The 24853-nt window shown below is 64.3% G+C and carries 21 protein-coding genes; 18 read left to right on the top strand and 3 right to left on the bottom strand.

The window, feature by feature from the left end; translation table 11 throughout:
- Window positions 1-8 precede the first annotated feature (8 nt).
- The 7 genes from ON058_RS09255 (at window position 9) to ON058_RS09225 (ending at window position 4620) form a co-directional block, all read left to right on the top strand.
- Window positions 9-1172, top strand: coding sequence for a CpaF family protein (locus ON058_RS09255; RefSeq protein WP_274668757.1), 1164 nt, complete (start codon window positions 9-11; stop codon window positions 1170-1172).
- Window positions 1173-1177: 5 nt separating this feature from the next.
- Window positions 1178-2038 carry a type II secretion system F family protein gene (locus tag ON058_RS09250; RefSeq protein WP_274668756.1) on the top strand — a complete coding sequence of 287 codons (861 nt, stop codon included), beginning with the start codon at window positions 1178-1180 and terminating at the stop codon, window positions 2036-2038.
- Entirely contained in the window at window positions 2035-2952 is a 918-nt protein-coding gene (locus ON058_RS09245; RefSeq protein WP_274668755.1) for a type II secretion system F family protein, read from the top strand. The genes ON058_RS09250 and ON058_RS09245 overlap by 4 nt, the downstream gene beginning before the upstream one ends.
- A 73-nt stretch (window positions 2953-3025) precedes the next feature.
- Window positions 3026-3229: a hypothetical protein gene (locus ON058_RS09240; RefSeq protein ID WP_274668754.1), complete on the top strand. Its 204-nt coding sequence runs from the start codon at window positions 3026-3028 to the stop codon at window positions 3227-3229.
- A complete protein-coding gene (locus ON058_RS09235; protein ID WP_342453037.1) occupies window positions 3147-3599 on the top strand; it encodes a TadE family protein in 453 nt (150 codons plus the stop codon). The genes ON058_RS09240 and ON058_RS09235 overlap by 83 nt, the downstream gene beginning before the upstream one ends.
- Window positions 3596-4126, top strand: a complete 531-nt coding sequence (locus ON058_RS09230; RefSeq protein ID WP_274668752.1) for a pilus assembly protein — start codon at window positions 3596-3598, stop codon at window positions 4124-4126. Before ON058_RS09235 ends, ON058_RS09230 begins: the two co-directional genes overlap by 4 nt.
- Window positions 4123-4620: a pilus assembly protein TadG-related protein gene (locus ON058_RS09225; RefSeq protein WP_274668751.1), complete on the top strand. Its 498-nt coding sequence runs from the start codon at window positions 4123-4125 to the stop codon at window positions 4618-4620. The genes ON058_RS09230 and ON058_RS09225 overlap by 4 nt, the downstream gene beginning before the upstream one ends.
- A gap of 7 nt (window positions 4621-4627) precedes the next feature.
- Here ON058_RS09225 and ON058_RS09220 read toward each other — a convergent pair whose 3' ends face one another.
- Entirely contained in the window at window positions 4628-7159 is a 2532-nt protein-coding gene (locus ON058_RS09220) for a glycoside hydrolase family 2 protein (protein WP_274668750.1), read from the bottom strand.
- 261 nt (window positions 7160-7420) lie between these two features.
- Between ON058_RS09220 and pflB the strand changes: the two genes are divergently transcribed.
- The 3 genes from pflB to adhE all read left to right on the top strand — a co-directional run bounded on the left by pflB (window position 7421) and on the right by adhE (window position 13595).
- Window positions 7421-9691: a formate C-acetyltransferase gene (pflB, locus tag ON058_RS09215; protein WP_274668749.1), complete on the top strand. Its 2271-nt coding sequence runs from the start codon at window positions 7421-7423 to the stop codon at window positions 9689-9691.
- A 93-nt stretch (window positions 9692-9784) separates the two neighbouring features.
- A complete protein-coding gene (pflA, locus tag ON058_RS09210) occupies window positions 9785-10594 on the top strand; it encodes a pyruvate formate-lyase-activating protein (RefSeq protein ID WP_274668748.1) in 810 nt (269 codons plus the stop codon).
- 253 nt (window positions 10595-10847) lie between these two features.
- Window positions 10848-13595 (top strand): bifunctional acetaldehyde-CoA/alcohol dehydrogenase, encoded by a 2748-nt coding sequence (gene adhE, locus ON058_RS09205; RefSeq protein ID WP_274668747.1) that lies wholly within the window; start codon window positions 10848-10850, stop codon window positions 13593-13595.
- Window positions 13596-13739: 144 nt separating this feature from the next.
- Here adhE and ON058_RS09200 read toward each other — a convergent pair whose 3' ends face one another.
- Complete coding sequence (locus tag ON058_RS09200; RefSeq protein ID WP_274668746.1) at window positions 13740-15053, bottom strand: ion channel protein; 1314 nt, start codon at window positions 15051-15053, stop codon at window positions 13740-13742.
- A gap of 54 nt (window positions 15054-15107) precedes the next feature.
- Here ON058_RS09200 and prfB point away from each other — a divergent pair, with 54 nt between their 5' ends.
- Complete coding sequence (prfB, locus tag ON058_RS09195; RefSeq protein ID WP_274668745.1) at window positions 15108-16220, top strand: peptide chain release factor 2; 1113 nt, start codon at window positions 15108-15110, stop codon at window positions 16218-16220.
- On the opposite strand, the gene ON058_RS09190 is transcribed toward prfB, so the two are convergent.
- Entirely contained in the window at window positions 16217-16642 is a 426-nt protein-coding gene (locus ON058_RS09190) for a hypothetical protein (protein ID WP_274668744.1), read from the bottom strand. The genes prfB and ON058_RS09190 overlap by 4 nt on opposite strands.
- A 175-nt stretch (window positions 16643-16817) precedes the next feature.
- On the opposite strand from ON058_RS09190, the gene ftsE reads away from it, so the two are divergent.
- The 7 genes from ftsE (at window position 16818) to lsrB (ending at window position 24827) form a co-directional block, all read left to right on the top strand.
- Window positions 16818-17510: a cell division ATP-binding protein FtsE gene (gene ftsE, locus ON058_RS09185; protein ID WP_274668743.1), complete on the top strand. Its 693-nt coding sequence runs from the start codon at window positions 16818-16820 to the stop codon at window positions 17508-17510.
- Entirely contained in the window at window positions 17510-18421 is a 912-nt protein-coding gene (gene ftsX / locus ON058_RS09180) for a permease-like cell division protein FtsX (RefSeq protein WP_274668742.1), read from the top strand. The genes ftsE and ftsX overlap by 1 nt, the downstream gene beginning before the upstream one ends.
- Window positions 18418-19839: a M23 family metallopeptidase gene (locus tag ON058_RS09175; RefSeq protein ID WP_274668741.1), complete on the top strand. Its 1422-nt coding sequence runs from the start codon at window positions 18418-18420 to the stop codon at window positions 19837-19839. The genes ftsX and ON058_RS09175 overlap by 4 nt, the downstream gene beginning before the upstream one ends.
- Window positions 19840-20062: 223 nt before the next feature.
- Window positions 20063-21580, top strand: coding sequence for a sugar ABC transporter ATP-binding protein (locus tag ON058_RS09170; protein ID WP_274668740.1), 1518 nt, complete (start codon window positions 20063-20065; stop codon window positions 21578-21580).
- Window positions 21577-22605: an ABC transporter permease gene (locus ON058_RS09165; protein ID WP_274668739.1), complete on the top strand. Its 1029-nt coding sequence runs from the start codon at window positions 21577-21579 to the stop codon at window positions 22603-22605. The genes ON058_RS09170 and ON058_RS09165 overlap by 4 nt, the downstream gene beginning before the upstream one ends.
- On the top strand, window positions 22602-23714 hold the full coding sequence (locus tag ON058_RS09160) for an autoinducer 2 import system permease LsrD (protein ID WP_274668738.1): 1113 nt from the start codon (window positions 22602-22604) through the stop codon (window positions 23712-23714). The genes ON058_RS09165 and ON058_RS09160 overlap by 4 nt, the downstream gene beginning before the upstream one ends.
- 42 nt (window positions 23715-23756) lie before the next feature.
- Window positions 23757-24827: an autoinducer 2 ABC transporter substrate-binding protein LsrB gene (gene lsrB / locus ON058_RS09155; protein ID WP_274668737.1), complete on the top strand. Its 1071-nt coding sequence runs from the start codon at window positions 23757-23759 to the stop codon at window positions 24825-24827.
- Window positions 24828-24853: the final 26 nt, after the last annotated feature.

Here is a 24853-nt window from a genome sequence, read left to right as displayed (position 1 = left end):
CGGTGCCTATGACAGGGGAGGCGGCAGCACTGATTGAGTCTCAGGTGCGCCAACGTATTCGTGAAACTGGGGTTGACCCCATCCAAGACGTGGCATCCGTGCGGGTCATGGTGGATGAGGCACTGGCGCAGTGGGATGCGCAGTCATTGACCGGGAGCGTGGCTCCGGTGGCCGATGCTGCAGCACTGTCGCGGTCAGTGGTGGACTCGGTGGCGGGCTTGGGTCCGCTCCAGCGCTACCTGGATGATCCTGAGGTCGAGGAGATCTGGATCAACTCGCCCACACAGGTGTTTGTCGCGAAGGCCGGACGCTCTGAACTGACCACCACGTTGCTCACCGATGACAGCGTGCGTGACCTTGTGGAGCGCATGCTCAAGAGTTCTGGCCGTCGACTCGATCTGTCGTCACCGTTCGTGGATGCGACCCTGCCTGGCGGTGAACGCCTGCATGTGGTCATTCCCGACGTCACTCGCCGGCACTGGGCCGTCAACATTCGCAAGTTTGTGGCGCGTGCCGCGTCGCTGGCGGACATGGTGGCGCTGGGCAGTCTCTCGTCGCCGGCGGCCGCGTTCCTGACCAGTGCCATCGCCGACGGTGCCAACGTTCTGGTGTCAGGCGCGACACAGGCAGGCAAAACCACGATGCTCAACGCACTGACGGGCGCACTGCCCGCCCGCGAGCGTGTCGTCACATGTGAAGAGGTCTTCGAACTCACTCCCGCCTCCCGTGACACGGTGGCTCTGCAATGCCGGCAGTCATCCCTCGAAGGCACGGGGGAGATTCCGCTGCGGCGTCTGGTCAAAGAAGCCCTTCGCATGCGGCCAGACCGCATCATCGTGGGGGAGGTCCGCGAGGCAGAAGCGCTCGACCTCCTTATTGCGCTGAACTCTGGCGTGCCCGGCATGTGTACTGTCCACGCCAACTCCGCACGCGATGCCATCACCAAACTGTGCACGCTGCCACTCCTTGCGGGAGAGAACGTCACGGATCGTTTCGTGGTCCCCACCGTTGCCGCGTCCGTTGACTTGGTCGTGCATCTGCGGCGCGGGCGCGAGGGCCACCGGTACGTTCACGAGATCGTTCATGTGCCGGGGAACGTCGACGGGGGAGTGATTTCCCTGGCGCCGGTCTTCCGCCACGACGGCACCGTGCTCGTGAAGTCGGGGGTGTAGCAGCGATGGGAGCCGTGTGGGGACTCGTGCTCGGTGTCGGACTGTGTCTGGTGTGGTGGTCGTGGTGGCCACTGCCTCAGGATGCCCGCGTGCGGAGTGATGGGTGGCACGCCCGGACTGCCGACCGGTTGGTTCTCGCAGGGGCCGGTGCTGTCACTCCCCAGGGCTTGATCGCGACGGCCGTAGCGCTGGGCGCACTGGTGCTGGTCGTGGCGCTTGGGCTCACCGGGTCTCCGATCATCGCCCTGTGCTTCGCCGTCCTTGCCTCACGTGCGCCATTTGCTTTAGTCGCGATGAGGGCACGTCAACGGGTTCAGGCCGCACGTCATCTGTGGCCAGACGCAGTCGACACGTTGGCGTCAGGAATCCGGGCGGGCCTCGCGCTTCCCGAGGCGATCTCTCAACTGGGCGAGCGTGGCCCGCGTGAGCTTCGTGAGCCGTTCGTGTTGTTCGCGGCGGACTATCGAGCATCGGGCCGGTTTGGTGACTGCCTTGACTTGCTTAAAGCGCGCCTGGCTGACCCGGTCGCTGACCGCATCGTCGAGACCTTGCGACTGACCCGAGACGTGGGCGGGACCGATGTGGGCCACGTGTTGCGAACCTTGGCGGAGTTTCTCCGGGAAGATGCGCGGGTGCGGGGTGAACTGGAGGCCCGCCAGAGCTGGACCGTGAACGCCGCGCGCTTGGCTGTAGCCGCACCCTGGGTGTTGTTGGCACTGCTGGCTGCACGCGGCGGCAACGCTGATGCCTACAACTCTGCCGCGGGTGTGCTGGTCCTCGGCGTGGGCGGCGGGTGCACCGTGGTGGCATATCGCCTGATGATGAGGGCAGGGCGGCTCACGACCGAGCAGCGGGTACTGCGGTGACGGGTCAGGCGATGCTGTGGGGCTCGCTGCTGGGGCTCGGGCTGTGGTGCGTGTACCTGTGGACGCGTTCTCGGCGCACACTCTTTGACGCGCGAATAGCGCCCTACGTGCGAGCGAGTGCGAGCGACGAGATCGCGCGCCGGTCAGTCACCGTCACCCCATGGCCCACTCTGGAACGCCTCCTCGCCCCCGTGGTGCGTGACGCATCACCGCTGCTGTCTCGGTACGGATCACCCACGGAACAGATCCGGACCCGCCTGCGGCGCAGCGGCAGTCACCTCACTGTCGAGCAGTACCGCGCTCAGCAAGTGCTGTGTGGTGTGGCCGGGATGGGCGCAGGGCTTCTCGCCGCACTCGTCCTGTCCGCCACGCGCCAGTCCGGCGTGCTGTCGTTGACCGTTCTCGTGGTGGTGGCCACCGCTGGGGGTGTGATCGCGCGTGATGCCCTGCTGTCCCGCGCAGTCGCAGTGAGAAGGCGACACATCCTCGCAGAGTTGCCCGCGATTGCGGACCTGCTCGCGCTCGCGGTAAGCGCAGGCGAGGCCGCGGCGCCTGCACTCGAACGCGTCGTTCGGCTCACCGATGGAGTCATGAGTCGAGAACTCGACGGAGCGCTCAACGCCGTGCGGGCGGGGCAGCGGCTACCTGCGGCGTTGCAAGAGATGGCCGCGAGCCTCCACGTGCCCGCACTCTCGCGGTTCGCGGACGGAATCGCGACCGCAGTAGAACGTGGCACCCCGTTGTCTCACGTGTTGCGGGCACAAGCTCAGGACGTGCGGACCCAGCGACGCGATGCCCTGATCGAGGAGGGCGGAAAACGTGAGCTCGCGATGCTCGTCCCCGTGGTGTTCCTGATCCTCCCGGTCACCGTGGTCTTTGCCGTGTTTCCCGGCTTGGTGGCGCTACGCCTGTAGTGCCACCGCTCATCAGCAATCGCCGCGCGGCGTCTCGGAACGTTGTCGTGGCCCCACTCTGAAGAAGGAAGACATGAAGGAAAATACCTGGAAAGATCGCGCGGCCGGAGCTGTCGCGAGACGACTCGCTGACGCCCGTTCCGACCGCGGGGATGTGCCCGGGTGGGTCTTGATCACGCTGATGTCGGCTGGACTTGTGGCGGTGCTGTGGGCGGTCGCTGAGCCTGCGCTATCGAACCTCTTCGACTCGGCCATTGAATCGGTTACGGGCAACTAGGGGCAACGACCAGGGCAGCGCCCTCGTAGAGTTCCTTGGCGTTGCCATCATGGTGGTCATCATCGGCTTGGCACTCATCCAGTTGGTCTTCGCTCTCCACGTCCGCAACACACTGCAATCCACGGCAAGCGCAGGCGCCCAACATGCTGCGCTCGCGGACCGGAGTCCTGCGGACGGGGCGGCGCGAGCGATCGACCTTGCCCAACAGTCGCTCGGGTCCATCAGTGTCGAGGCGGAAGGGCGGGAAGAATCCATCTCCGGCGTGTCCGTCGCGTCCGTGACGGTGTCGGCTCCCGTCCCCCTGGTGGGCATGTGGGGAGCGGGGCGCATTGCAGTGACCGGACGAGCCATCGAGGAAGGGCGCACATGATGGGCAGCCGCGTGGAGGGCCGTCAGCGCTCGCGGAGGTCGCGCTGGTGGCGGGTAGTCCGAAGCCCTCGTCAGTTGCGGGTGGCCGATGACCGCGGGGGAGCGATCGTGGAGTTCCTTGGCATCGCGGTACTCGCCCTCATCCCGCTCACGTACCTCATCATCAGCTTGGCCCAGATTCAAGCCGCCACCTACGCCGCGGAATCCATCGCCCGCTCCGCTTCGCGGACGGTTGTCTCGACCGGTATCGACAGCATCGACCACGGCACGCCAGCGCTCGTCGCGTATGAGGCCGGAGTGGAGCAGGCACACGGGTCCGCCCTGCTCATCGCGGAAGACTTCGGTGTCACGCCGCCAGATCTTGCCCTCTCCTGTGAAGGTGAGTGCCTAGCCCCGGGATCGGAGATTCTTGCGCACGTCCGCATCGACGTTCCGCTTCCAGGCGTCCCCGATCTGGTTCGTCGCGCTATTCCGATGGTCGTGACCGTCGATGCTGCCGCTCCCGCTCACGTCCCGGGAAGCCCATGACACATGTGCTCGGCCCCACCATGAGTTCGGCCACCGCTGCTCACGGCACGCTGCCGCGAACCACCCGCTCCCACGCCACAGATGACAGGGGAGCGGCGTCCGTGTTCGCGCTCGGGTGGGTGGTGATCGTCCTGATCGCCGCTCTTGTGGTCGCTGTTGCCACCGATGTTCACGTGCAACGGATGCGACTGCTCGCGCTCGCCGACCAGACCGTCCTCGAGGCAGTGGGCAACGCTCCGCGCCCGCCAGGAGACGTCACCCAGGCCGTGCACCTGACCGAATCCCACATCAGACAATCAGCGGCCGCCACCCTCGCCGCCCATCCGGAAGCCTGGGTGGCAGGCGTTGCCGTGACAGACGCGAGCGCAGCGGACACCCGCAGTGCCAGTGTGACACTGGCCCGCACGGTGCCGCTGCTGTTCAACCTCGACGCGCTCGCACCTTGGTCAGACGGCATCACCCTTGAGGTGAACGCCACCGCACGCGCCAGCTAGCGACGTACTAGTCGTGCGCGCCCGCCACCAGCGAGTTCGCGCTCACCAACACTCGTTCGCCCAGGAAGTCCTGCGGATCCACATCTGCACTCGTGGCAATCCGGAACGTCACCCGCTCATCGGGAAGCAACGTCACCAACGTGTCCGAGACCACAGCATCAGCCGCAACTTTGTCCGCCAGCAGCGCCAGGTCCCGCACAAACTCTTGCGCTGTCACCGTCACCTCGTAGCCGCCCGCAGCAGCGGCAGCCGTTGCGGTGAACGGCCGCGCCGCATGTGCAAAGTCCTTGTCCTCAGCATCGGTCCATACGGCACGCACGTGATCCTCATCGCCGGCGTAACCGGCGTCCGCCACCAACAACTCCCGGGCGGGATCCTCAATGTGCACCACATGAGACGGCACCGGAATCGTCACCGCCTGGCGCGCAGGGACGGCCAAATGCACAGTGCTGACAGCCCGCTCTTCGCCATCGAGCGAGACCCGGCTCAGCGTCAGAGTCTCATCCCAATCCTCGTCCGAGTCATTGACCGCCACCACATGCGGCAATCCCGAGGTATCGAGTTCGCCATCAGCGCCACGCGGCTGGAACGTCAGAATGCGAGGCGCATATCCCGCACGCAACGCAAACCACAAAGGCTTGAGACGCTCGTCTCCATCTACCGCAGCCCAGGAGGTGACTGGCCAGCAGTCGTTGAGCTGCCACATGATCGACCCAGCAGTTTGAGGCCACCACGAGCGGTAGTGCTCAATCGCGAACCGGATAGCGCGCGCCTGGTTCAACTGCGTGGCCCAATGCCACTCCTCAAAGTCACGGCCTGCCGGCAAATGCGGACGCAAGCCCCGGTTGAGTTTGTCGTTGCCCTCGTGAGCCTTCTGGTGCGCCAACCACGCCGCTGATTCCTGATGCCGGTCCTCTTCCGGAATCGATCGCGTCAACGTGGCCCACGCGGGCGGGCCCTGGAACCCATATTCGGAGGAGAAACGCGGGACATACGAGCCGTAGTGGGTGTAGTCGAGCGTGTTCCACACCTGCCACTCGTGGATAGGTCCCCACGCGGGGTCGTTGGGGTGAACTGTGTCGTACGGCTGATGCGGGCTGAAGGGGGACGACGGCGTGTACGTGCGAGTGGGATCCAAGTCCGCCACCAAGGCCGGCAGCAGTTCCTCGTAGTAGCCGATGCCCCACGTGCCATCGCCGCCAATGTGGCCTTGCCAGTTCCAGTCGTGCCAACCCCAAATGTTCTCGTTGGAACCGTTCCACAACACCAGCGACGCATGCGGCATCAGGCGAACGATCGCCTCACGGGCCTCCGCTTCGACCTCGCCGCGCAGGGGAGCGCCTTCGGCATAGGCGGCGCAGGCGAACAGGAAGTCCTGCCACACCATCACGCCGGCCTCGTCACAGAGCTCGTAGAAGTCCTCGGACTCGTAGATGCCGCCGCCCCAAATGCGCAGCAGGTTCATGTGGGCATCGGTGGCCTGGGTGATGCGCCGCTCCAGCCGGTCACGCGTAATCCGCGTGAGCAGGTGGTCGTCGGGAATCCAGTTGGCGCCCTTCACAAAGACCGGCTCGCCGTTGACCACAAACGTGAATGCCGCCCCCGTGCCGTCGTGACTCATGTCCACCTCGACGGTGCGGAAACCCAGGCGAGTTCGGTACGAATCCAACGCCGCCGCATCGGCTCCCTCGCCAGCGCTGAGCGTCAACTCGAAGTCATACAAGTGAGCCTCGCCATATCCGCGCGGCCACCAACGTTCCACGTCAGGAACCTCGAGCACCACAGTGCCCTGCGACTCGCCCGCCACAATCGTGGCGCCCGCCTCCACACCGCCAATCGTGGCGTGCAGATGCAAATCGCAGTCGGCGGCGCGTTCCACGGTGACGTGTGCCTCGACACGGCCATTGCAGCCATCGAGGGTCACCACCGGACGGACCGTGTCGATTCGCGCCGTCCTCCACCGTTCCAGCTTGACCGGCTTCCAGATCCCCGCGGTCTGCAAATCTGGGCCCCAGTCCCAGCCAAACGAGCACGCCATCTTGCGCACCGCAGGGTAGGGGTGTGGGTAGGGGGTGGGACGGTGCCCCAACGTCTCCGTGAGGTTCTGGGCATATTCAAGGGCCGATGCGAAATCGACTTCGAGCGCGTTGCTGTCAGTAGAGAGAAGCTCGCGGACATCAAAACGGTAGGAACGGTGCATGTTCTTGGTGCGCGCAACCTCGGTGCCATTGAGCCGAACCGTCGCGACCGTGTCGAGGCCGTCAAAGACCAGATCCACCCGCTCGCCTGGCTCCACCGGGTCCGCATCAAACGTGGTGGCGTAACGCCACTGGCACAGATGCATCCACGCCAAGTCTGCTTCATTGGTAGAGAGGTAAGGATCCGGGATGAGGCCTGCGCTCAACAAGTCCACATGGGTGGTGCCGGGCACGTCCGCAGGGACTGTGGCGCCCTCCACTGCAGCCGGGGCGGTGCCACCGGAATGCGTGAGAGTCCAGCCATCAACAATGAGGGACGATGAGAGCGACGTTGCTGCCATGCGCTCACCGTACCGGTCCACGTGCCAGTGCAACGACACGGCAACGAGAACCGGTGGAAAAAACCCAGGTTCGCCCGCAAAAAAGCTGTCGTGAAGGTCACGTTCCGGCAACGACAAGGCGGGGCTGTGGCATAGGTCCTAGACCACTGGGGTCGAAGGTCCCAAACACCATTGACAACACAGGCGTAACTTGGATGAAGAGCGCACGGGAGCCCTAGCGGAACCACCGCTCACCCCGTGCCCCGGAGGGAGAAATCCATCATGACGACCACTGATCCCCGCACTGGCGCAGACAACCTCGCGCACGTGGACGAGTGGAGGGGCTTCGACCGTGGCCCCTGGGCCGACGGAATCGACGTCCGCGGCTTCATCCAGGCCAACTACACGCCTTATGAAGGCGACAGCAGCTTCCTTGAGGGACCCACTGAGCGCACCACCCGCGCCTGGGACTCCATCGCCGCAAAGTTCCCCGCAGAGCGCGAAAAGGGCGTCTACGACGTTGACGCCACCACGCCCTCCTCGATCACTTCGCACGCACCGGGCCACGTGCTCGACGGCGAAGACGTCATCGAAGGTATCCAGACCGACGAGCCGCTGAAGCGCGCCATCATGCCGTTCGGTGGCTGGCGCATGGTCGCCAAGAGCCTCGAAACCTACGGCTATGACGTGGACCCCGAGCTCGAGACCATCTTCACCAAGTACCGCAAGACCCACAACGACGGTGTGTTCGACGTTTACCCTCCGAACGTCCGCGCAGCCCGTAGCTCGCACATCGTCACCGGTCTTCCCGACGCGTACGGCCGTGGCCGCATCATCGGCGACTACCGCCGTGTTGCCCTGTACGGCGTTGACGCCCTCATCGCAGGCAAGAAGCGCGAGCGTGCTCTGCTGGACATGGAACGCTCCGTCGAAGACGTGATCCGCGACCGCGAAGAAAACAGCGAGCAGATCAAGGCGCTGAACGAACTCAAGCAGATGGCGGCCTCCTACGGCTACGACATCTCCGGTCCGGCCCGCAACTTCCGTGAAGCAGTGCAGTGGCTGTACTTCGGCTACCTTGCCGCAGTGAAGGAGCAGAACGGCGCCGCCATGTCGCTGGGTCGCACCTCGACCTTCCTCGACATTTACGCCCAGCGCGACCTCGCCGAAGGCACCATCACCGAGACCGATGCACAGGAAATCATCGATGACTTCGTCATCAAGCTGCGCATCGTCCGCTTCCTGCGCACCCCCGAGTACGACGCCCTGTTCTCCGGTGACCCCACCTGGGTGACCGAGTCCATCGGCGGTATGGGAGAAGACGGACGCCCGCTGGTCACCAAGACGTCCTTCCGCTTCCTGCAGACCCTGTACAACTTGGGCCCCGCCCCGGAGCCGAACCTGACCGTGTTCTGGTCTGACCAGCTCCCGCAGGGCTTCAAGGAGTACTGTGCCCAGGTCTCGATCGACACCTCGTCGATTCAGTACGAGTCCGACGCTCTGATCCGCCAGCAGTGCGGTGACGACGGCGCTATCGCGTGCTGCGTGTCCGCCATGGAGGTCGGCAAGCAGATGCAGTTCTTCGGAGCTCGCGTCAACCTCGCCAAGGCGCTCCTGTACGCAGTGAACGGTGGTCGCGACGAGATCTCCGGCAAGCAGATCGCCCCCGTGAGCAACCCGCTCACCGCTGAGGTGCTCGACTTCGACGAGACCCTCAACGCCTACGACTCGCTGCTGGACTGGCTCGCTGAGACCTACGTGGACGCCCTCAACTGCATCCACTTCATGCACGACAAGTACGCCTACGAGCGCATCGAGATGGCACTGCACGACAAGGAAATCCTGCGCACCATGGCCTGCGGCATCGCCGGCCTCTCGGTCGCCACGGACTCCTTGTCCGCCATCAAGTACGCCACCGTGCGTCCCGTGCGCGACGAAACCGGCCTGGTTGTCGACTACGACGTCGAAGGTGAATACCCCACCTACGGCAACGACGACGACCGCGCCGACGACATCGCCGTGGAACTGGTCCGTCGCTTCATGGAGAAGGTGCGCCGCCAGCCCACCTACCGCAACTCCAAGCACACCCAGTCGGTGCTGACCATCACCTCGAACGTGGTGTACGGCAAGCACACCGGAAACACGCCCGACGGTCGCCGTGCAGGCGAGCCCTTCGCACCCGGTGCCAACCCCATGAACGGTCGTGACACCCACGGCATCGTGGCTTCCGCACTGTCCGTCGCGAAGCTTCCGTACGACCAGGCAGAGGATGGCATCTCGCTGACCACCTCTGTGGTGCCGTCCGGACTGGGCCGGGACAAGGCTGAGCAGGTCAAGAACCTGGTCGGTGTGCTCGACGCCTACACCGTGTCGCAGGGCTTCCACATGAACGTCAACGTTCTGAACCGCGAAACCCTCGAAGACGCGATGGAACACCCCGAGAACTACCCGCAGCTGACGGTGCGCGTGTCCGGCTACGCCGTGAACTTCGTCCGCCTCACCCGCGAGCAGCAGCTCGACGTGCTTTCCCGCACCTTCCACGGAAGTCTGTAAGCGAAGCGCGGCTCCTGTCACCGGTGTGCGGTGACAGGAGCCGCGGCTTCCGCCCACAGGCCCCACTCGTTCCCACCCCAAGGAGCACAGGTCATGTCCGTCCCCATTGACCTCCACAACACGCCCCCACTCGAGGCTGCAGACGACGATCTGCGCCGTACCGCGCAAGCGGGCGGCGACACGGGATCCGTGCACTCGTGGGAGTTGGTCACCGCCGTCGACGGTCCCGGAACTCGACTCACGTTCTTCCTGGCAGGCTGCCCCCTTCGCTGCCTGTACTGCCACAACCCCGACACCTGGCAAATGCGCCGCGGCACCCGCGTCCACGTCGACGACCTGATGAAGCGAGTGCGCCGCTACAAGCCAGTTCTCCAAGCGTCCGATGGGGGAGTAACCCTCTCCGGTGGCGAAGCACTGCTGCAAGCCTCGTTCGTCGAACGAGTCTTCGCGGAATGCAAGGCCGAAGGCATTCACACCACACTCGACACCTCAGGATTCCTGGGCCTGCGTGCCTCCGACGATCTGCTCGACAACACCGACCTGGTGCTGTTGGACGTCAAGTCTGGCGACCCTGAGACCTACAAGAAGGTCACCGGACGCCTGCTCGAGCCCACACTCGTTTTTGGCCGCAAGCTGGCGGAACGCAATATCCCGATCTGGTTGCGCTTCGTGGTCGTGCCTGGTCTGACGGACGACTTCGACAACGTCGAAAAGGTCGCCGACTATGCGGCCACGCTGTCCTCGCTTGAGCGGGTCGAGGTGCTGCCGTTCCACCAAATGGGCCGCGAAAAGTGGCATGAGTTGGGCGAAACCTACGCCTTAGAGGGCACAGAACCGCCCTCCAAGGAGCTGGTGGAGCGCGTGCGCGGCCAGTTCGAGGCGCGGGGCCTGACGGTCTTCTAAAGCCCCAACGCCGGTATCAGCGCGTCGCGCACGACCCGACACCGGACGCAACGACGTCACATGCTGGAGCCTGGCCTCAGCAGAGGCCCCCAAGCCACGACCCCCGGCGCGCATCGGCCCGTCCCTTGCGCCCAAAACCGCTGGCAGGACCTTTGTCCCGCGGGACCTACGCCTCAGGAATCCTCCCGCTGGTAGCCCTAGATTCTAAGTATCAGGATTCCACCCGGGATCCGCGACCCAAGGGAGAAACACCATGACCGCCACAGTCGACAGTCCCACGGCCGCCCAGCCGTCGGTTGCTGAAGAGATCGACCGTCTGGTAGCGAACGGCCAGCGTGCACTGCAGGCCTACAGCGCCTTCACTCAGGAAGACGTTGACCTGCTGGTCAAGAAGGCATCCGTTGCCGCTCTGAGCCAGCACGGCGACCTCGCCCTCCAGGCTGTGGCCGAAACGGGCCGCGGTGTCTTCGAGGACAAGGCCGTCAAGAACATCTTCGCTTGCGAGCACGTCACCCACTCGATGGGCCCCATGAAGACCGTGGGCGTCATCCACGAAGACGAACTGCTCGGCATCACCGAGATCGCAGAGCCCGTCGGTGTCGTGTGTGGAGTCACCCCGGTGACCAACCCCACCTCGACCGCGATCTTCAAGTCGCTCGTCGCGCTGAAGACCCGCAACCCGATCGTGTTCGCGTTCCACCCCAGCGCCCAGGAGTCCTCGGTCGCCGCAGCTCGCGTCGTCCGTGACGCCGCCATCAAGGCAGGCGCCCCCGAGAACTGCATCCAGTGGGTCGAGCACCCCTCCATCGAGGCCACCAACGCCCTGATGAACCACGACGGCATTGCGCTGATCCTCGCCACCGGTGGAAACGCCATGGTGAAGGCGGCCTACTCCTGCGGTAAGCCCGCCCTGGGTGTCGGTGCCGGAAACGTGCCCGCCTACATTCACGAGTCTGCGAACCTCAAGCGTTCGGTGAACGACATCATCATCTCGAAGGCCTTCGACAACGGCATGGTGTGTGCGTCGGAGCAGGCCGCGATCATCGACGCTTCCATCTACGACGAGGCACTCGCAGAGTTCCAGAAGCTCCACGCCTACCGCGTGAACGCTGAAGAAAAGGCCAAGCTCGAAGAGTTCATCTTCGGTGTGACCGCCTCCGGCGAAAACTGCGCCGGCGCCAAGCTCAACCCGAACGTTGTGGGTAAGCACCCCACCTGGATTGCCGAGCAGGCTGGGTTCTCTGTCCCCGCCGACACCTCGATCATCCTGGCTGAGGTCTCCACCGTCGGTGAGTCGGAGCCCCTGACCCGCGAAAAGCTGTGCCCCGTCCTCGCAGTGCTGAAGTCCGAGTCCACCGAACAGGGCCTGGACTACGCAGAGCGCATGGTCGAGTTCCACGGCCTGGGCCACTCGGCAGCGATCCACGCCACCGACCAGGACCTCATCAAGGAGTTCGGAAGCCGCGTCAAGGCAGTCCGCATCATCTGCAACTCGCCTTCGTCGCAGGGTGGAATCGGTGACATCTACAACGCCTTCCTGCCCTCGCTGACCCTGGGCTGCGGCTCCTACGGCCACAACTCGGTGTCCAACAACGTGTCCGCAGTGAACCTGATCAACGTCAAGCGCATCGGCCGGAGGAACAACAACATGCAGTGGTTCAAGGTTCCTGCAAAGACCTACTTTGAGCCCAACTCCATCCGCTACCTCAAGTCCATGCCGGACGTGGAGCGCGTCACCATCATCACCGACGCCACCATGACCCGCATCGGCATTGTGGACCGCGTGCTGGACGTGCTGAACCGCCGCAACAACAAGGTCTCCGTGCAGATCATCGACAACGTTGAGCCCGAGCCGTCGATCAAGACGGTCCAGGCTGGCGCCGAGGTCCTGCGTGCCTTCAAGCCGGACACCTTGATCGCCATCGGTGGTGGCTCGCCCATGGACGCCGCGAAGGTCATGTGGCTCATGTACGAACACCCGGACGTGGTCTTCAGCGACCTGAAGGAGAAGTTCTTCGACGTCCGTAAGCGTGCCTTCACGTTCCCCCAGCTGGGCGAACTGGCACAGCTGGTCTGCATCCCGACCACCTCGGGAACCGGTGCAGAGGTGACGCCGTTTGCGGTCATCACCGACACCGACACCGGCCGCAAGTACCCGCTGGCTGACTACGCGCTCACGCCGTCCGTCGCGATCGTTGACCCGGTTCTGACCTCGAAGCTGCCCGCCGTGGTGGCTGCGGACTCCGGCTTCGACGCTCTGACGCACGCCACCGAGGCGTTCGTGTCGGTCTACGCCAACGACTTCACCGACGGTATGGCTCTCCAGGCCATCCGCATGGTCTTCGAGTACATCGAAGAGTCGGTCAAGGGCGGACCGGGACAGGAGAAGGCCCGCGAGAAGATGCACAACGCCGCAACCGTGGCGGGTATGGCATTCGGTAACGCGTTCCTTGGTCTGGTCCACGCCATGAGCCACGTGACGGGTTCCACCTTCCACGTTGCACACGGCCGCACCAACGCCATCTACCTGCCGCACGTCATCCGTTACAACGGCAAGATCCCCACCAAGCCGACCTCATGGCCCAAGCAGGAGTCCTACGTGGCTCCCGAGCGGTTCCAGGAGATCGCCAAGGTGCTGGGTCTGGCTCACTCCACGCCGGACGAGGCTGTCGAGGCCTACGCCACCGCTGTGGAAGAGCTGCGCGACAAGGTCGGCATCCAGCGTTCGTTCCAGGAAGTGGGCATCGCCGAAGAGGACTTCATCGGTTCGCTCGACACCCTGGCACTCAACGCCTACGAAGACCAGTGCGCACCGGCCAACCCCCGTTTGCCGATGCTCGCCGACATGAAGATCATGATGCAGGCCGCGTACTACGGCGTCCGCTACGAGGACATCGTTGCTCGCCAGTCGGCTCCGGCCGAGGCCGCCGCCGAGGTTGAGGCTCCCGCCGAGGCCAAGGCTGAGAAGGCACCTGCGAAGAAGGGCCGCGGACGCAAGTAACCCGCGAGCACTATCCACGGCATCCCCTCACCCGGGGATCGCCGGGAATCACGCCCCTGGGCTCGAGTACCCCTCGAGACCAGGGGCGTTTCGCATGTCCGCGGAGAGGTGGTGTGCTCTGGACGGCCGATGCCGGTGCGGCTGCTACTGAGGCGGTTCCGGTGGCGCCGCGTGGCCGGCCTTGGGCGGAACAGTAGCGCCGTGGACCAGCATTTCCGGCCCGGAGGTCACGAACAGCCACACTGGCAAGACGATCACGCACATCATCGGTAGGACGGTCACGTCTCCGACGAGTGCGACGCCCATGAAGATGGCGAGCCAGCCGTCTCGACCCACCGCCAGGATGGACCCCATCGCGCCGGCGGCCAACGCCAGCGACAGCGATGAGTCCGGCACCAGAGCATGCCCGGCGAGGCCAAACGCGCTACCGATGAACACCGCGGGGAAGATCCGTCCGCCGCGGAACCCAGAAGCCGCGGACACCGTCAGCGCCGCCACCTTGATGAACGCCAAGCCCAACAGGGCCCAGAAGGAGAACTCGCTGGCTCGCTCGATGAGCTCACCCGTCTCCGCTGCGCCCTTAAACAATGTGATGTGGCCGCCGATGCTGCCCAAGACTCCCAGCACAAGGCCGCCGATGGTGGTGAAGACAATGGGGTTGGGGTACCGGCGCAGGAGGTGCCACAACTTGGGCATGAGCCACGCCCCGGCTAGTGAAGCGACGGCCGCGACTACCGCCACCGGAATGCCCACGGCGAGGTCCATGAGTGACGGTCCTGTGTAGTCGGAGTCGCCGCCCGGAGTAAACGCCACGCCAAGCCAGTGAGCGACCAATGCACCGCTGGCCGCTGCGGCCACGGGAGCGAACAACTTGTCCCACAACAGTCCGCCGCCCTTGAGGCCCGCGACCATTTCCGTGAGTAGTAGCGCGGCGGCGACGGGGGAGCCGAACATTGCTCCCACCATGCCGGCGCCCGCCACCAGCAGTATCTGGCCATGTCCCGCCTCGGGCAGGATGCGCGCCACGCCCCACACGGATAGTCCCACCGCGATCGAGATGATGGGGCTTTCTGGGCCCAGGGAGACGCCAGCGCCCAAGCTAATGATGAGGGCGAGTGCGATGCCCGGTAGTGCCTTCAGGGGCAGGGGAGGGGCCACCAGTTCCGTCGTGGCGGAGTCGTAGCCACCGTGGCCCGGCACGTAGCGGATCACGGTGCCGACGGCGAGTCCGGCGAGGCCCAACACCACGATGGGCCACCAGCGTGCCTCGGGGTCGATTCCCGTGACCTCCGGAAGCCACTCCCACATCACCACCGTGACGCCTTCAGCAGCCTCATCGATGGCCCACAGCAGCACTCCGCACATCGCGCCAATGACCAGCGCAGGAAGAGTGACTTTTGCAAGCATGCGAACCCGGGAAGTCTGTGCCGGGGAGTGTGCCGTCGCATCCACAGTCATGGCCATGAGCATACGGGTGGGGTGTTCACGGCTGCCCGACTAGACTGGTGCGTCGTGGCCACCGACTTTCCTGCAGAACTCAGCGCCCTGCGCGCAACCTTCACCCAGATCGAGGCAGTGAGCGACCCTGAAGCGCTCGCAGCACGCATCGCGGACCTCGAGGAGCAGGCTGCCGCCCCGGACCTGTGGGACAACCAGGAGAACGCGCAGAAGGTGACGAGCGCGTTGTCTGGTGCCAATGCTGAGCGCGAGCGGCTGACCACGATGCGTAGCCGTATCGATGACCTTGAAGTGCTGGTGGAATTAGGCACTGAGGGGGAAGACGAAGAGACGCTAGCGGAAGCAGACGCGGACCTCGCCAAGTTGAAGGCTGACCTGTCTGCCATGGAAGTGCGGACCCTGATGTCGGGCGAATGGGATGAGCGTGGCGCGGTCGTCACGATCCGCTCGGGTGCTGGCGGCGACGACGCGACCGACTTTGCCGAAATGCTGCTGCGCATGTACCTGCGCTGGGCGGAACGTCACGACTATCCCACCAAGGTGATGGACACCTCCTATGCGGAGGGCGCGGGAATCAAGTCGGCCACCTTTGAGGTGGACGCGCCGTATGCCTATGGAACGTTGTCGGTTGAGGCAGGCACGCATCGGCTCGCTCGCATCAGCCCGTTTGGATCCGCTGACAAGCGTCAGACCAGCTTCGCCGCCGTGGAAGTCATCCCCATCATGGAAGAGGCGCAAGAGGTGGAGGTCCCCGAGACCGACATCCGCATCGACGTCTTCCGATCCTCTGGTCCGGGCGGTCAGTCCGTGAACACCACCGACTCCGCTGTCCGCATCACCCACCTGCCCACAGGCATTGTGGTGTCGATGCAGGACGAAAAGTCCCAGATCCAGAACCGTGCCGCAGCCATGCGCGTGCTTCAGACCCGCCTGCTTCTGTTGAAGAAGGAAGAAGAAGCCGCCGTGAAGAAGGAACTGGCGGGCACCATCACGGCCAGTTGGGGCGACCAAATGCGCTCCTACTTCCTCTACGGGCAGCAGTTGGTCAAGGACCTACGCACCGGCTACGAGGTGGGTAACCCCGCGATCGTCTTCGACGGTGAACTGGATGGTTTCATCGATGCTGGCATTCGTTGGCGCAAGCAGCAGGAGCGCGAGCAGGACTAGCGCTGGAAGTACAGCAGCGCTTCCCGCATATGGTCACGTAGTGCCGGGAGTGGGATCTCACCTTCCGCAGGGACAATCACGCCACGTTTGCCGTCATAGGTAGCGATCGAGCCGTGGGCCTCACGAAACTCCGCCACCAGGCTGGTGCTGCAGGGCGTGAACACTGCGACGTCATCGCTTCCTGAGACCCGATCAATGCGTACGGTCGTGCCCGTGCCGGCGGTAGCGGGACGGTAACTCGGCTGACCCCATTTCAACGACTCCTCTACGACACCAATCGCGGGCTCTGCCGCGACGACTTCCCACAACACTTCTCTCAGTTGGAGCACGCGGTCCCGCGTCGCGTCCGGATAGTCGGCGAGCGCGGCCTCCACCAATGCAGGCACGGCCGGGGCGGGAGTGTTGCGGTCCTGGGTTGTCATCGTGCCAGCGTGCCACGCCGGCGAAGGCTTGGCCAGAGCATCGGCCCGCCGCCTGCGGCAACGCATGTGACCAATGTGACACTGCCGACTCCGGCGCGCCTGCCGACTGCATGGTTGACACGTTCTTACGATGCTTGCGTATGCGCGTGACCGACCCCGCGCGCGGAAGTGACTCATGATCCGATTCGACAATGTCTCTAAGGTCTACACCCGCGGTGCCCGACCGGCACTGGATGCTGTGGACGTAGAGATTGAGCGCGGCGACTTTGTGTTCCTGGTGGGCTCCTCAGGTTCCGGCAAGTCCACGTTCCTCAAACTGATTCTGCGTGAGGAACGCGCCACCAGCGGAGACGTCTGGGTCGCGGGACGCCAGCTCAACAGGCTGTCGAACTGGCGCGTGCCACAACTGCGCCGCGAGATCGGCGCCGTGTTCCAAGACTTCCGCCTGCTGCCCAATAAGACGGTGTACCAAAACGTCGCCTTCGCACTCGAAGTGATCGGCAAGTCCAAGCGCGACGTCAAGGCCACGGTGCCCGAGATGCTCGAACTGGTGGGCTTGGCAGGCAAGGAACGCCGGCTACCGCACGAACTGTCAGGTGGTGAACAGCAGCGCGTCGCGATTGCGCGCGCCTTCGTGAACCATCCACCGATTCTTCTGTGCGATGAGCCCACGGGAAACCTGGACCCGGGCACCTCCGTGGGCATCATGCGTCTGCTGGACCGTATTAACCGCACTGGCACCACGGTGCTGATGGCGACCCACGACGACGAGATCGTGGACCAGATGCGCAAGCGCGTCATCGAACTCAAGGGCGGACACCTGGTGCGTGACCAAGATCGCGGCGTCTACGGACTGGAGACCGTCTGATGCGCCTGCGATTCATCATGGGCGAGGTCTGGAACGGTCTTCGCCGCAACTCCACGATGGCGCTGTCCGTCGCGCTCGTGACCTTTGTGTCGCTGACGTTTGTGGGTGCCGCGGCACTCACCCAGATGCAGGTCCAACAGTTGAAGGAAGCCTGGTACGGGCAAGTCGAGGTTTCGATCTTCCTCTGCCCACCGGGTGCTCTGGACGACAACTGTGCGGAAGGTGCCGTCACCACTGCCCAGCAGGACGAGATTGTCGCGGTGCTCGAAGAGGGCAACGTGGCGGATCTGGTGCAGTCCGTCTATGTCGAGACGCGTGAAGAGGTGTACGAGTCCATCGTCGCCGCCGACGACTCCGGTGTCTATGCGCAGTTGACGCCTGAGGAGCTCGCTCCCGTGCTGCGCGTCAAGTTGCACGATCCAGAAGAGTTCCAGGTTGTTGCGGACGCGACCGCAGGCCTACCGGGCGTGCAGTCCGTCTACGACCAGCGGGAAGTCTTTGACGACTTGTTCTCCTTGCTGAACTCCGCCACCATCCTTGCGGCCGCACTGGCCGGCATCATGATGCTGACGGCAGTTTTGCTCATCACGACGACGATCCGCCTGAGCGCCTTGAGTCGCCGCCGCGAAACCAACATCATGCGCATGGTGGGCGCCTCACGATCGCTGATTCAGGCGCCATTCATGCTCGAAGGAGCTGCGGCCGCTACCGGTGGTGCGCTCATGGCGATTGTGGGCCTGTGGCTCGCGGTCCGCTACTTCGTGGAGGGATGGCTGACCGGCTCCGTGGCGTGGGTCGACTACATCGGACGTGACGACGTGTGGTCTGTCGCGCCGTGGCTCATTGTGGCTGCGGTGGCGTTGGCGCTCGTGGCATCGCTCCTGACTTTGAAGAGGTACACGCGCGTATGAACATTGCACGTCGACAGCTCATCCTCATTGCCGCGGTGTTGCTTGCCGCCATCCTCGGTGGCATCACCGTGGGTCTGTCGACGTCTGCAGGGGCTTCGATCTCCGACTGGGAGGACGAGGTCGAGAAGCAGCAAGACGCCATCGACAAGGCGCAAGACAGCCTCTCCGACGCCAATAAGAAGAAGGCCTCCGCGGAAGATGAAGCAGCGATGCTTGACTCCGCAATCGACGCCACCGACACCGACATCCTTGAGGCACAGGAACGCCTCGATGAGTTGAATGGTCAACTCCCCGGGCTACAGGCGGCGCTCGATGAGGCTCAGGCCGCTGTCGATGCGGCGGTGGTGGAGCAGGGGATTGTCGCCGACAAGTTGGCGGCTGCGCAGGCGCAAGACGAGGCCATCACCAAGCAGATCGAGGAAGACGAAGAGCGCACGCAAGAGTTGCGAACACTGGTCGCTGCCATCGCCTACGAGCAGTACAAAGGCACGTCGCTTAACGCGTCGCTGAGCATCGTGTTGGGGGCTGCTGACGCGCGCGAGTTTGTGGACGAGTACACCGCGCAGGAGTCGGCATCGCGAGTGCAGTCCAACACCTTGGCGGAACTGGACGAGATCGCGGCGGTGAACCGCAACCGCGGCGCCCGCCAGGAAGCCGTCCGGCTCTACATTGAGGAACTCAAGGTAGAGGCCGATGCACTGGTGGTCGAGCTGGAGGGCCTGCGTGAGGAAGCCGCAGCCGCCAAGGTCGAGGTTGAGGCGCTGGTTGCCGAGCAGGAGATCGTCAAGGCCGAGCTTGAGGCGCACCGTGAGAAGCTCGCCGTGCAGCAGCAGGAAAATGATGCCCTGCAGCAGCAGATTCGTAACGAGATCGCTGCGGTCTATCAGACCAAGAAGGAAGCAGAGTCTGCCAAGGCCGATGCGGAGAGTTCGCTCCAGGACGCCAAGGACAAGGCTGCTGCGGAAGCCGGTAGTGGTTCCAGTGGGGGAACCTCGGGTGGCGGGGCTTCCTCGTCAGGGTTCTTTGCCTACCCCACGAAGAATGTGTTCATCACCTCTTCCTACGGCATGCGCTATCACCCGGTGTTGCAGTACTGGCGCCTTCACGCGGGTACTGACTTCCGTGCGTACTGCGGAACGCCGATCTACGCCACCGCGCCTGGCACCGTGGTGTGGGCTACCTATAAGGGTGGTTTTGGCAACCAGGTGATGATTGATCACGGCACGGTGGATGGCAAGAGCGTGATGACGAGCTCCAACCACTTCTCAAGCTTTGCCGTGAGCTCGGGCCAGAGCGTGTCGAGGGGCACCCTCCTGGGGTACTCCGGCACCACGGGCACCTCGACGGCATGCCATCTCCACTTTGAGATGTATGTCAATGGCTCCACGGTTAACCCCATGACGATGCTGGGGAAGTGACGACGCCACGCGTCTCCCGCGGGTAGACCGCTGAAATGAGGTCTGTCACGTAGTACTGAGGTCCTGATCCCGCACACCTCCGTGAGCAAATGCTCACTCTGTGATCAAATCGTCACCTGATCTGGTTCACAAGGAGTTCGCCCCTCGCTAGGCTGTGAGTATTCGCTCAGTGGTTGAGCGGATGCTCGCAAAGTCGCGAGAGAGGCTCTTTGGAGGACAGTCAATGGAGACGGAGACAGGACCTCAGTCAGGTACTGACACGCTAGCGCGTGTCAGCGGCCTGTGGAAGTCCTTCGGTGGCGTTCCGGTACTTAAAGGTGTTGACCTCGACCTGCGCGCTGGAGAGATCCACGCACTCGTGGGTGGAAACGGCGCCGGCAAGTCAACACTGATGAAGATCCTCACCGGCGTGGAGACCGCCGATGACGGCGTCATGACCATCGCAGGAAAAGACTTTCGACGGCTCAACCCCCGCACCTCTGCGGCCGCTGGTGTGTGCCTAGTTCCGCAGGAGCCGCTGCTGTTCGGGAACCTCACGGTCCTCGAAAACGTGCAGCTCGCGGTCACCGACGGTGACCGCTCCCGAGCAGCAGTGGAGCGGACCTTCGCCAACCTTGGCCACAGCATCGACCTCAACCTGCGCGCAAGCGACCTGTCGATCTCCGATCAGCAACTCGTGGAACTCGCCAAGGGCATGATGCGTGGCGCCAAGGTACTCATCGTGGACGAACCCACCGCAGCGCTGACCGCACGCGAAGTCGACCAGCTCTTCGTGCAGTTGCGCGGCCTCGCGGCCCAGGGCGTCGGCATCTTCTACGTCTCACACCGCATGTCGGAGATCTTCGAACTGTGCCAGCGCGTCACCGTGTTGCGAGACGGCGCCATGGTCCTGCAACGCGACGTTGCCGAGACAACGCTCGGCGAGATCGTCGAAGCGATGGTGCCCAACGCACGCCAAGACACTGGCCGCGCCGCAGCGCTCACCCTTGACGAGAGCGTTGCCCCGGCGCTCACCGTCGAGGGACTCAGCGGTCAAGGCTTCAGCGACATCTCGCTCAACGTCCGTCCCGGCGAGATCCTCGGCGTTGCCGGAGTGGTCGGTTCCGGACGAACGGAACTGGCCGAAACCGTGTTCGGACTCCGGCCCCGCATCGAAGGATCCGTCGAACTGTGCGGCACCGTCATCCACAAGCCTGATCCCGCCAGCATGCAAGCCCAAGGGCTGTCGTACCTCCCCGAAGACCGCCGCGAACACGCCGTGTTCCTCCTGGGCGACATCATCGACAACGTCACGTGCACCGTCCTCGACCAGGTGTCCCGCGGTGGAGTCATCGACAACACCCAAGACCGCGGCTGGGCACAGAAGGCCTCCGAGGACCTCGTGATCCAGGCCGGGTCGCTCACGCGCAAAGTCGGCAACTTGTCCGGCGGAAACCAGCAGAAAGTCGCGCTAGGCAAGGTGCTTGCGCCCGCCCCCAAGGTGCTCATCCTCGATGAGCCCACCCGTGGCATCGACGTCGCCGCCCGCCAAGACATCTACGACCTCATCCGCGGCCTCGCAGACGACGGCGTGGCAGTCATCCTCATCTCCTCCGACTTCGAGGAAGTCGTGCAAATGGCGACCTCCGTCGTGGTGATGAGGGAAGGGCGCATCGAAACCCACCTTGACCACGCAGACGTCACCCTCGAGTCCGTGCGCAACGCTGCGTTCGGCATCGGCAACGAAGGAGTTGCAGCATGAAGCTCCCCGCCTTCTTCAAGGCACGCGAAATGGTCACCGTCATGGGCATCGTCGTCTTCGGCGCTGTCGTCGGCCTCGTAGACCCGAACTTCCTTGACCCCAACAACCTGGCTCGTGTGCTCAACTCCACCGTGATTCTGGCGCTTCTCACCGCCGGTGTCGCCGTGGTCATCATGACCAAGAACATCGACGTGTCCGTCGGCTCCACCATGGCGCTCACCGCGATCGTGGGAGCCATCATGCTGCGCGACGGCGTGCCCATCCCCATCGTGGTCGTCGTCACCCTCGCGCTCGGTGCCCTCCTGGGAGCTGTCAACGGCATCGGCGTCGCTTATGGCCACGTGCCGTCCATCGTGATGACACTCGGCACACTCGGCCTCTACCGCGGCGCATCGTTCCTCATTACGGGTGGGTACTCGATCGAGTCCATTCCCTCGGAGTACAAGGCGATCGCCGGCGCGGACCTGCTCGGTCTGCCAGTGCTTGTCTGGCTCGCGGCGGCCATCATCATCGGCCTCGGACTGCTCCTCGGACGCACCCGTCGCGGCCGCCACGTCTACGCCACCGGCGACAACGCCGAAGGTGCCCGCCTCATCGGCGTCCGTGTCAACGGCATCGTCGTGGGAGCCTTCGCACTGTCCGGAACCCTCGCCGCTTCGGCCGGCCTGGTCTTCCTGTCTCAGATCGGCTCTGTCAGTAACCAAGCCGGCGTCGGAATCGAAATGCGCGCCATCGCTGCAGCAGTGATCGGCGGCGTGGCCCTCACCGGTGGCTCCGGTTCCGTGTACGGAGCGGGCCTGGGTGCCTTCTTCATCACCCTCGTGACCTCCTCGATGAGCTTCCTGGGTGTTCCCGGCTACTGGACGGACGCCGTCATCGGTGCAGTCCTCCTCCTGGCCCTGTTCACCGACGCCCGGGTCCGTGCGGCCCTCGAAGCCCGCCGCATCGAAGCCCGCTACCGACGAAATCCACCCCCAGACGCCATCCCCGAGGCAGTCGACACCCCAGAAGGAGCGGCACGATGAAACCTCTGATGACCCGTCTACGCTCCGCATGGCGTTGGGAAAGCGCCCTCCTCCTAGTGTTGGTGCTCGAACTGGCGATCTTCGGAATGATGTCGCCCTCGTTCCTGGAACCGTCGCGACTCATCGAGTCCACCACCGACTACGTGTACCTCGGCGTCGTGGGCCTCGCTCTCGCGCTCGTCATGATCACCGGTGGCATCGACATCTCGATCGGCTCCATCGTGGGACTGTCCGCAGTCGCCATCGGCGTCACGTTCTCGCTGGGGCTCAACATCTGGCTTGCCGCCATCGTGGGACTCGTCGTCGGTGTGCTGGCTGGCATCGCGAACGCAGCCGCCATCCTCACCACCGGAGCCCATCCCATGGTGATCACCCTGGGGACACAGTTCCTTTTCATCGGCATCGCGCTGTCCCTCTCCGGACTCCTCGGTGTCTCCGCCTACGAAGGCATCTCGGGCCTACCTGAGTCCTACCTCGTGCTCGGCGGGGGAGAACTGGCAGGCATCCCGGTCATGCTGATCATCTTCGGCCTGGTCGCCGCGGCGTTCTGGTTCCTGCTCGAACGCACCGTATTCGGACGTCGCGTCCGTCTCTTCGGTGCCAACCCAGGAGCCGCCCGCTACGCAGGATTCCCACTCAGCCGCATCACCATCGGGGTGTACGCCCTCACCGGACTCGCATCGGCCATCGCCGCAGTGCTGCTCACCTCGTACCTGGGCTCCGCACGTTCCGACCTGGGCGCATCGGTCCTCATGCCGGTCCTGACGCTCGTGGTCATCGGCGGCGTCAGCTTGTTCGGCGGTGAAGGCAGCATCTCCGGCGTGATCGTCGCCACCTTCGTGGTCGGCATCCTCCAGCAGGGCCTGCGCTTCCAAGGGCTCACCGAATCCGAAGTCGCCGTCGGAACCGGCGCCGCGCTCATCATCGTCGCCTCGCTGCGCTGGTGGAGCGGCCGGACCTCAGAACGGCTCAAGAACCTTCGCAGTAGGACCACCAACGGTCCCACCGCGCCCACCCCGCTCCCCGCAGGTGCCGCAGCCGTGGCAGCTCAGGAGCCCGCACTCCAGCCCACGGAGCGCACCACCACAGCTTCCTCCCCGAATGCTTAAGCGACTGGACTGAGGAAAGAAAAAGAGAGGTAAGGAAGATCAATGACGATTCAACGTAAGGCTCTGATCACCGCTTCCATCGCAGCACTCGCACTCGCGGGCTGCTCGGCTGGCGGCAGCGACGGCGCCGAAGCCTCGAGCGATGGCAACAGCTCAGCATCCGAAGGGGCCGCCAAGGTCGCCTTCATCCCCAAGCTCACCGGTGTGGGCTTCTTCGAAAGCGGCGGTGCCGGTGCGGAAGCAGCCGGCGACGAACTCGGACTCGACGTGTCCTACGTCGGCTCGCCCGAGGCCTCCGTGGCCAAGCAGGTGGAGATCATCAACTCCCAGCTGCAGCAGGGCGCAGAGGCACTGATCGTGTCCGCTGTGTCGCCTGACGGCCTGTGCAACGTCCTGGGTGACGCCCAGGACGACGGTGCCCTGGTCATGACCTGGGACTCGGACGTCAACCCCGAATGCCGGTCCTTCTACATCAGCCAGGGAACCCCCGACCAGCTGGGTGAACTCCTGGTGGAGATGACCACAGAGGACATCGCACTGGAGGACTCCGCCAAGGTTGCGTTCCACTACTCCAGCCCCACGGTGACCGACCAGAACCAGTGGGCCGAGGTAGCTAAGAGCATCATCGCGTCTGACAGCTCGTGGGAGGTCGTGGACACGATCTTCTCGGAGAACCAGACCGAGTTGGCCGTGCAGCAGGCAGAAGCGCTGATCAACGCAAACCCTGACATCAACGCGATCATCTGCCCTGACGCCAACGCTCTGCCCGGAACGGCACAGGCCATCCAGAACCTGGGCCGCGAAGACATCACCGTGGTGGGCTTCTCCACCCCGAACGTGATGCGTGACTACATCAACGACGGCACCGTCAAGCGCTTTGGCCTGTGGGACGTGACCAAGCAGGGTGAACTCTCTGTGGCAGTCGCGAACCACCTGCTGGGCGGCGGCACCCTGAATGTCGGCGACACGCTCGACGTGGAAGGCATCGGCACTGTCGAGGTCTCGCCGAACTCCGTGCAGGGCTACGACTACGAAGCAGATGGCAACGGCATCATCGTGATGCCCGAGCGCACCGTGTTCACCGCGGACAACATCGACGACTTCGACTTCTAGTCGCACGGACCGGTGGGGGCGCGGCA

Source organism: Demequina sp. B12, assembly GCF_028823635.1.
Lineage (GTDB): Bacteria > Actinomycetota > Actinomycetes > Actinomycetales > Demequinaceae > Demequina.
The sequence above is the reverse complement of the archived record's forward strand: the minus strand, read 5'-3'. Positions and strand labels throughout refer to the sequence as shown.

Coding starts and splice junctions, on each gene's coding strand:
- ON058_RS09255 (WP_274668757.1), top strand. CDS start 9: ATGACAGGGGAGGCGGCAGCACTGATTGAGTCTCAGGTGCGCCAACGT.
- ON058_RS09250 (WP_274668756.1), top strand. CDS start 1,178: ATGGGAGCCGTGTGGGGACTCGTGCTCGGTGTCGGACTGTGTCTGGTG.
- ON058_RS09240 (WP_274668754.1), top strand. CDS start 3,026: ATGAAGGAAAATACCTGGAAAGATCGCGCGGCCGGAGCTGTCGCGAGA.
- ON058_RS09230 (WP_274668752.1), top strand. CDS start 3,596: ATGATGGGCAGCCGCGTGGAGGGCCGTCAGCGCTCGCGGAGGTCGCGC.
- ON058_RS09225 (WP_274668751.1), top strand. CDS start 4,123: ATGACACATGTGCTCGGCCCCACCATGAGTTCGGCCACCGCTGCTCAC.
- ON058_RS09220 (WP_274668750.1), bottom strand. CDS start 7,159: ATGGCAGCAACGTCGCTCTCATCGTCCCTCATTGTTGATGGCTGGACT.
- pflB (WP_274668749.1), top strand. CDS start 7,421: ATGACGACCACTGATCCCCGCACTGGCGCAGACAACCTCGCGCACGTG.
- pflA (WP_274668748.1), top strand. CDS start 9,785: ATGTCCGTCCCCATTGACCTCCACAACACGCCCCCACTCGAGGCTGCA.
- adhE (WP_274668747.1), top strand. CDS start 10,848: ATGACCGCCACAGTCGACAGTCCCACGGCCGCCCAGCCGTCGGTTGCT.
- ON058_RS09200 (WP_274668746.1), bottom strand. CDS start 15,053: ATGACTGTGGATGCGACGGCACACTCCCCGGCACAGACTTCCCGGGTT.
- ON058_RS09190 (WP_274668744.1), bottom strand. CDS start 16,642: ATGACAACCCAGGACCGCAACACTCCCGCCCCGGCCGTGCCTGCATTG.
- ftsE (WP_274668743.1), top strand. CDS start 16,818: ATGATCCGATTCGACAATGTCTCTAAGGTCTACACCCGCGGTGCCCGA.
- ftsX (WP_274668742.1), top strand. CDS start 17,510: ATGCGCCTGCGATTCATCATGGGCGAGGTCTGGAACGGTCTTCGCCGC.
- ON058_RS09175 (WP_274668741.1), top strand. CDS start 18,418: ATGAACATTGCACGTCGACAGCTCATCCTCATTGCCGCGGTGTTGCTT.
- ON058_RS09170 (WP_274668740.1), top strand. CDS start 20,063: ATGGAGACGGAGACAGGACCTCAGTCAGGTACTGACACGCTAGCGCGT.
- ON058_RS09165 (WP_274668739.1), top strand. CDS start 21,577: ATGAAGCTCCCCGCCTTCTTCAAGGCACGCGAAATGGTCACCGTCATG.
- ON058_RS09160 (WP_274668738.1), top strand. CDS start 22,602: ATGAAACCTCTGATGACCCGTCTACGCTCCGCATGGCGTTGGGAAAGC.
- lsrB (WP_274668737.1), top strand. CDS start 23,757: ATGACGATTCAACGTAAGGCTCTGATCACCGCTTCCATCGCAGCACTC.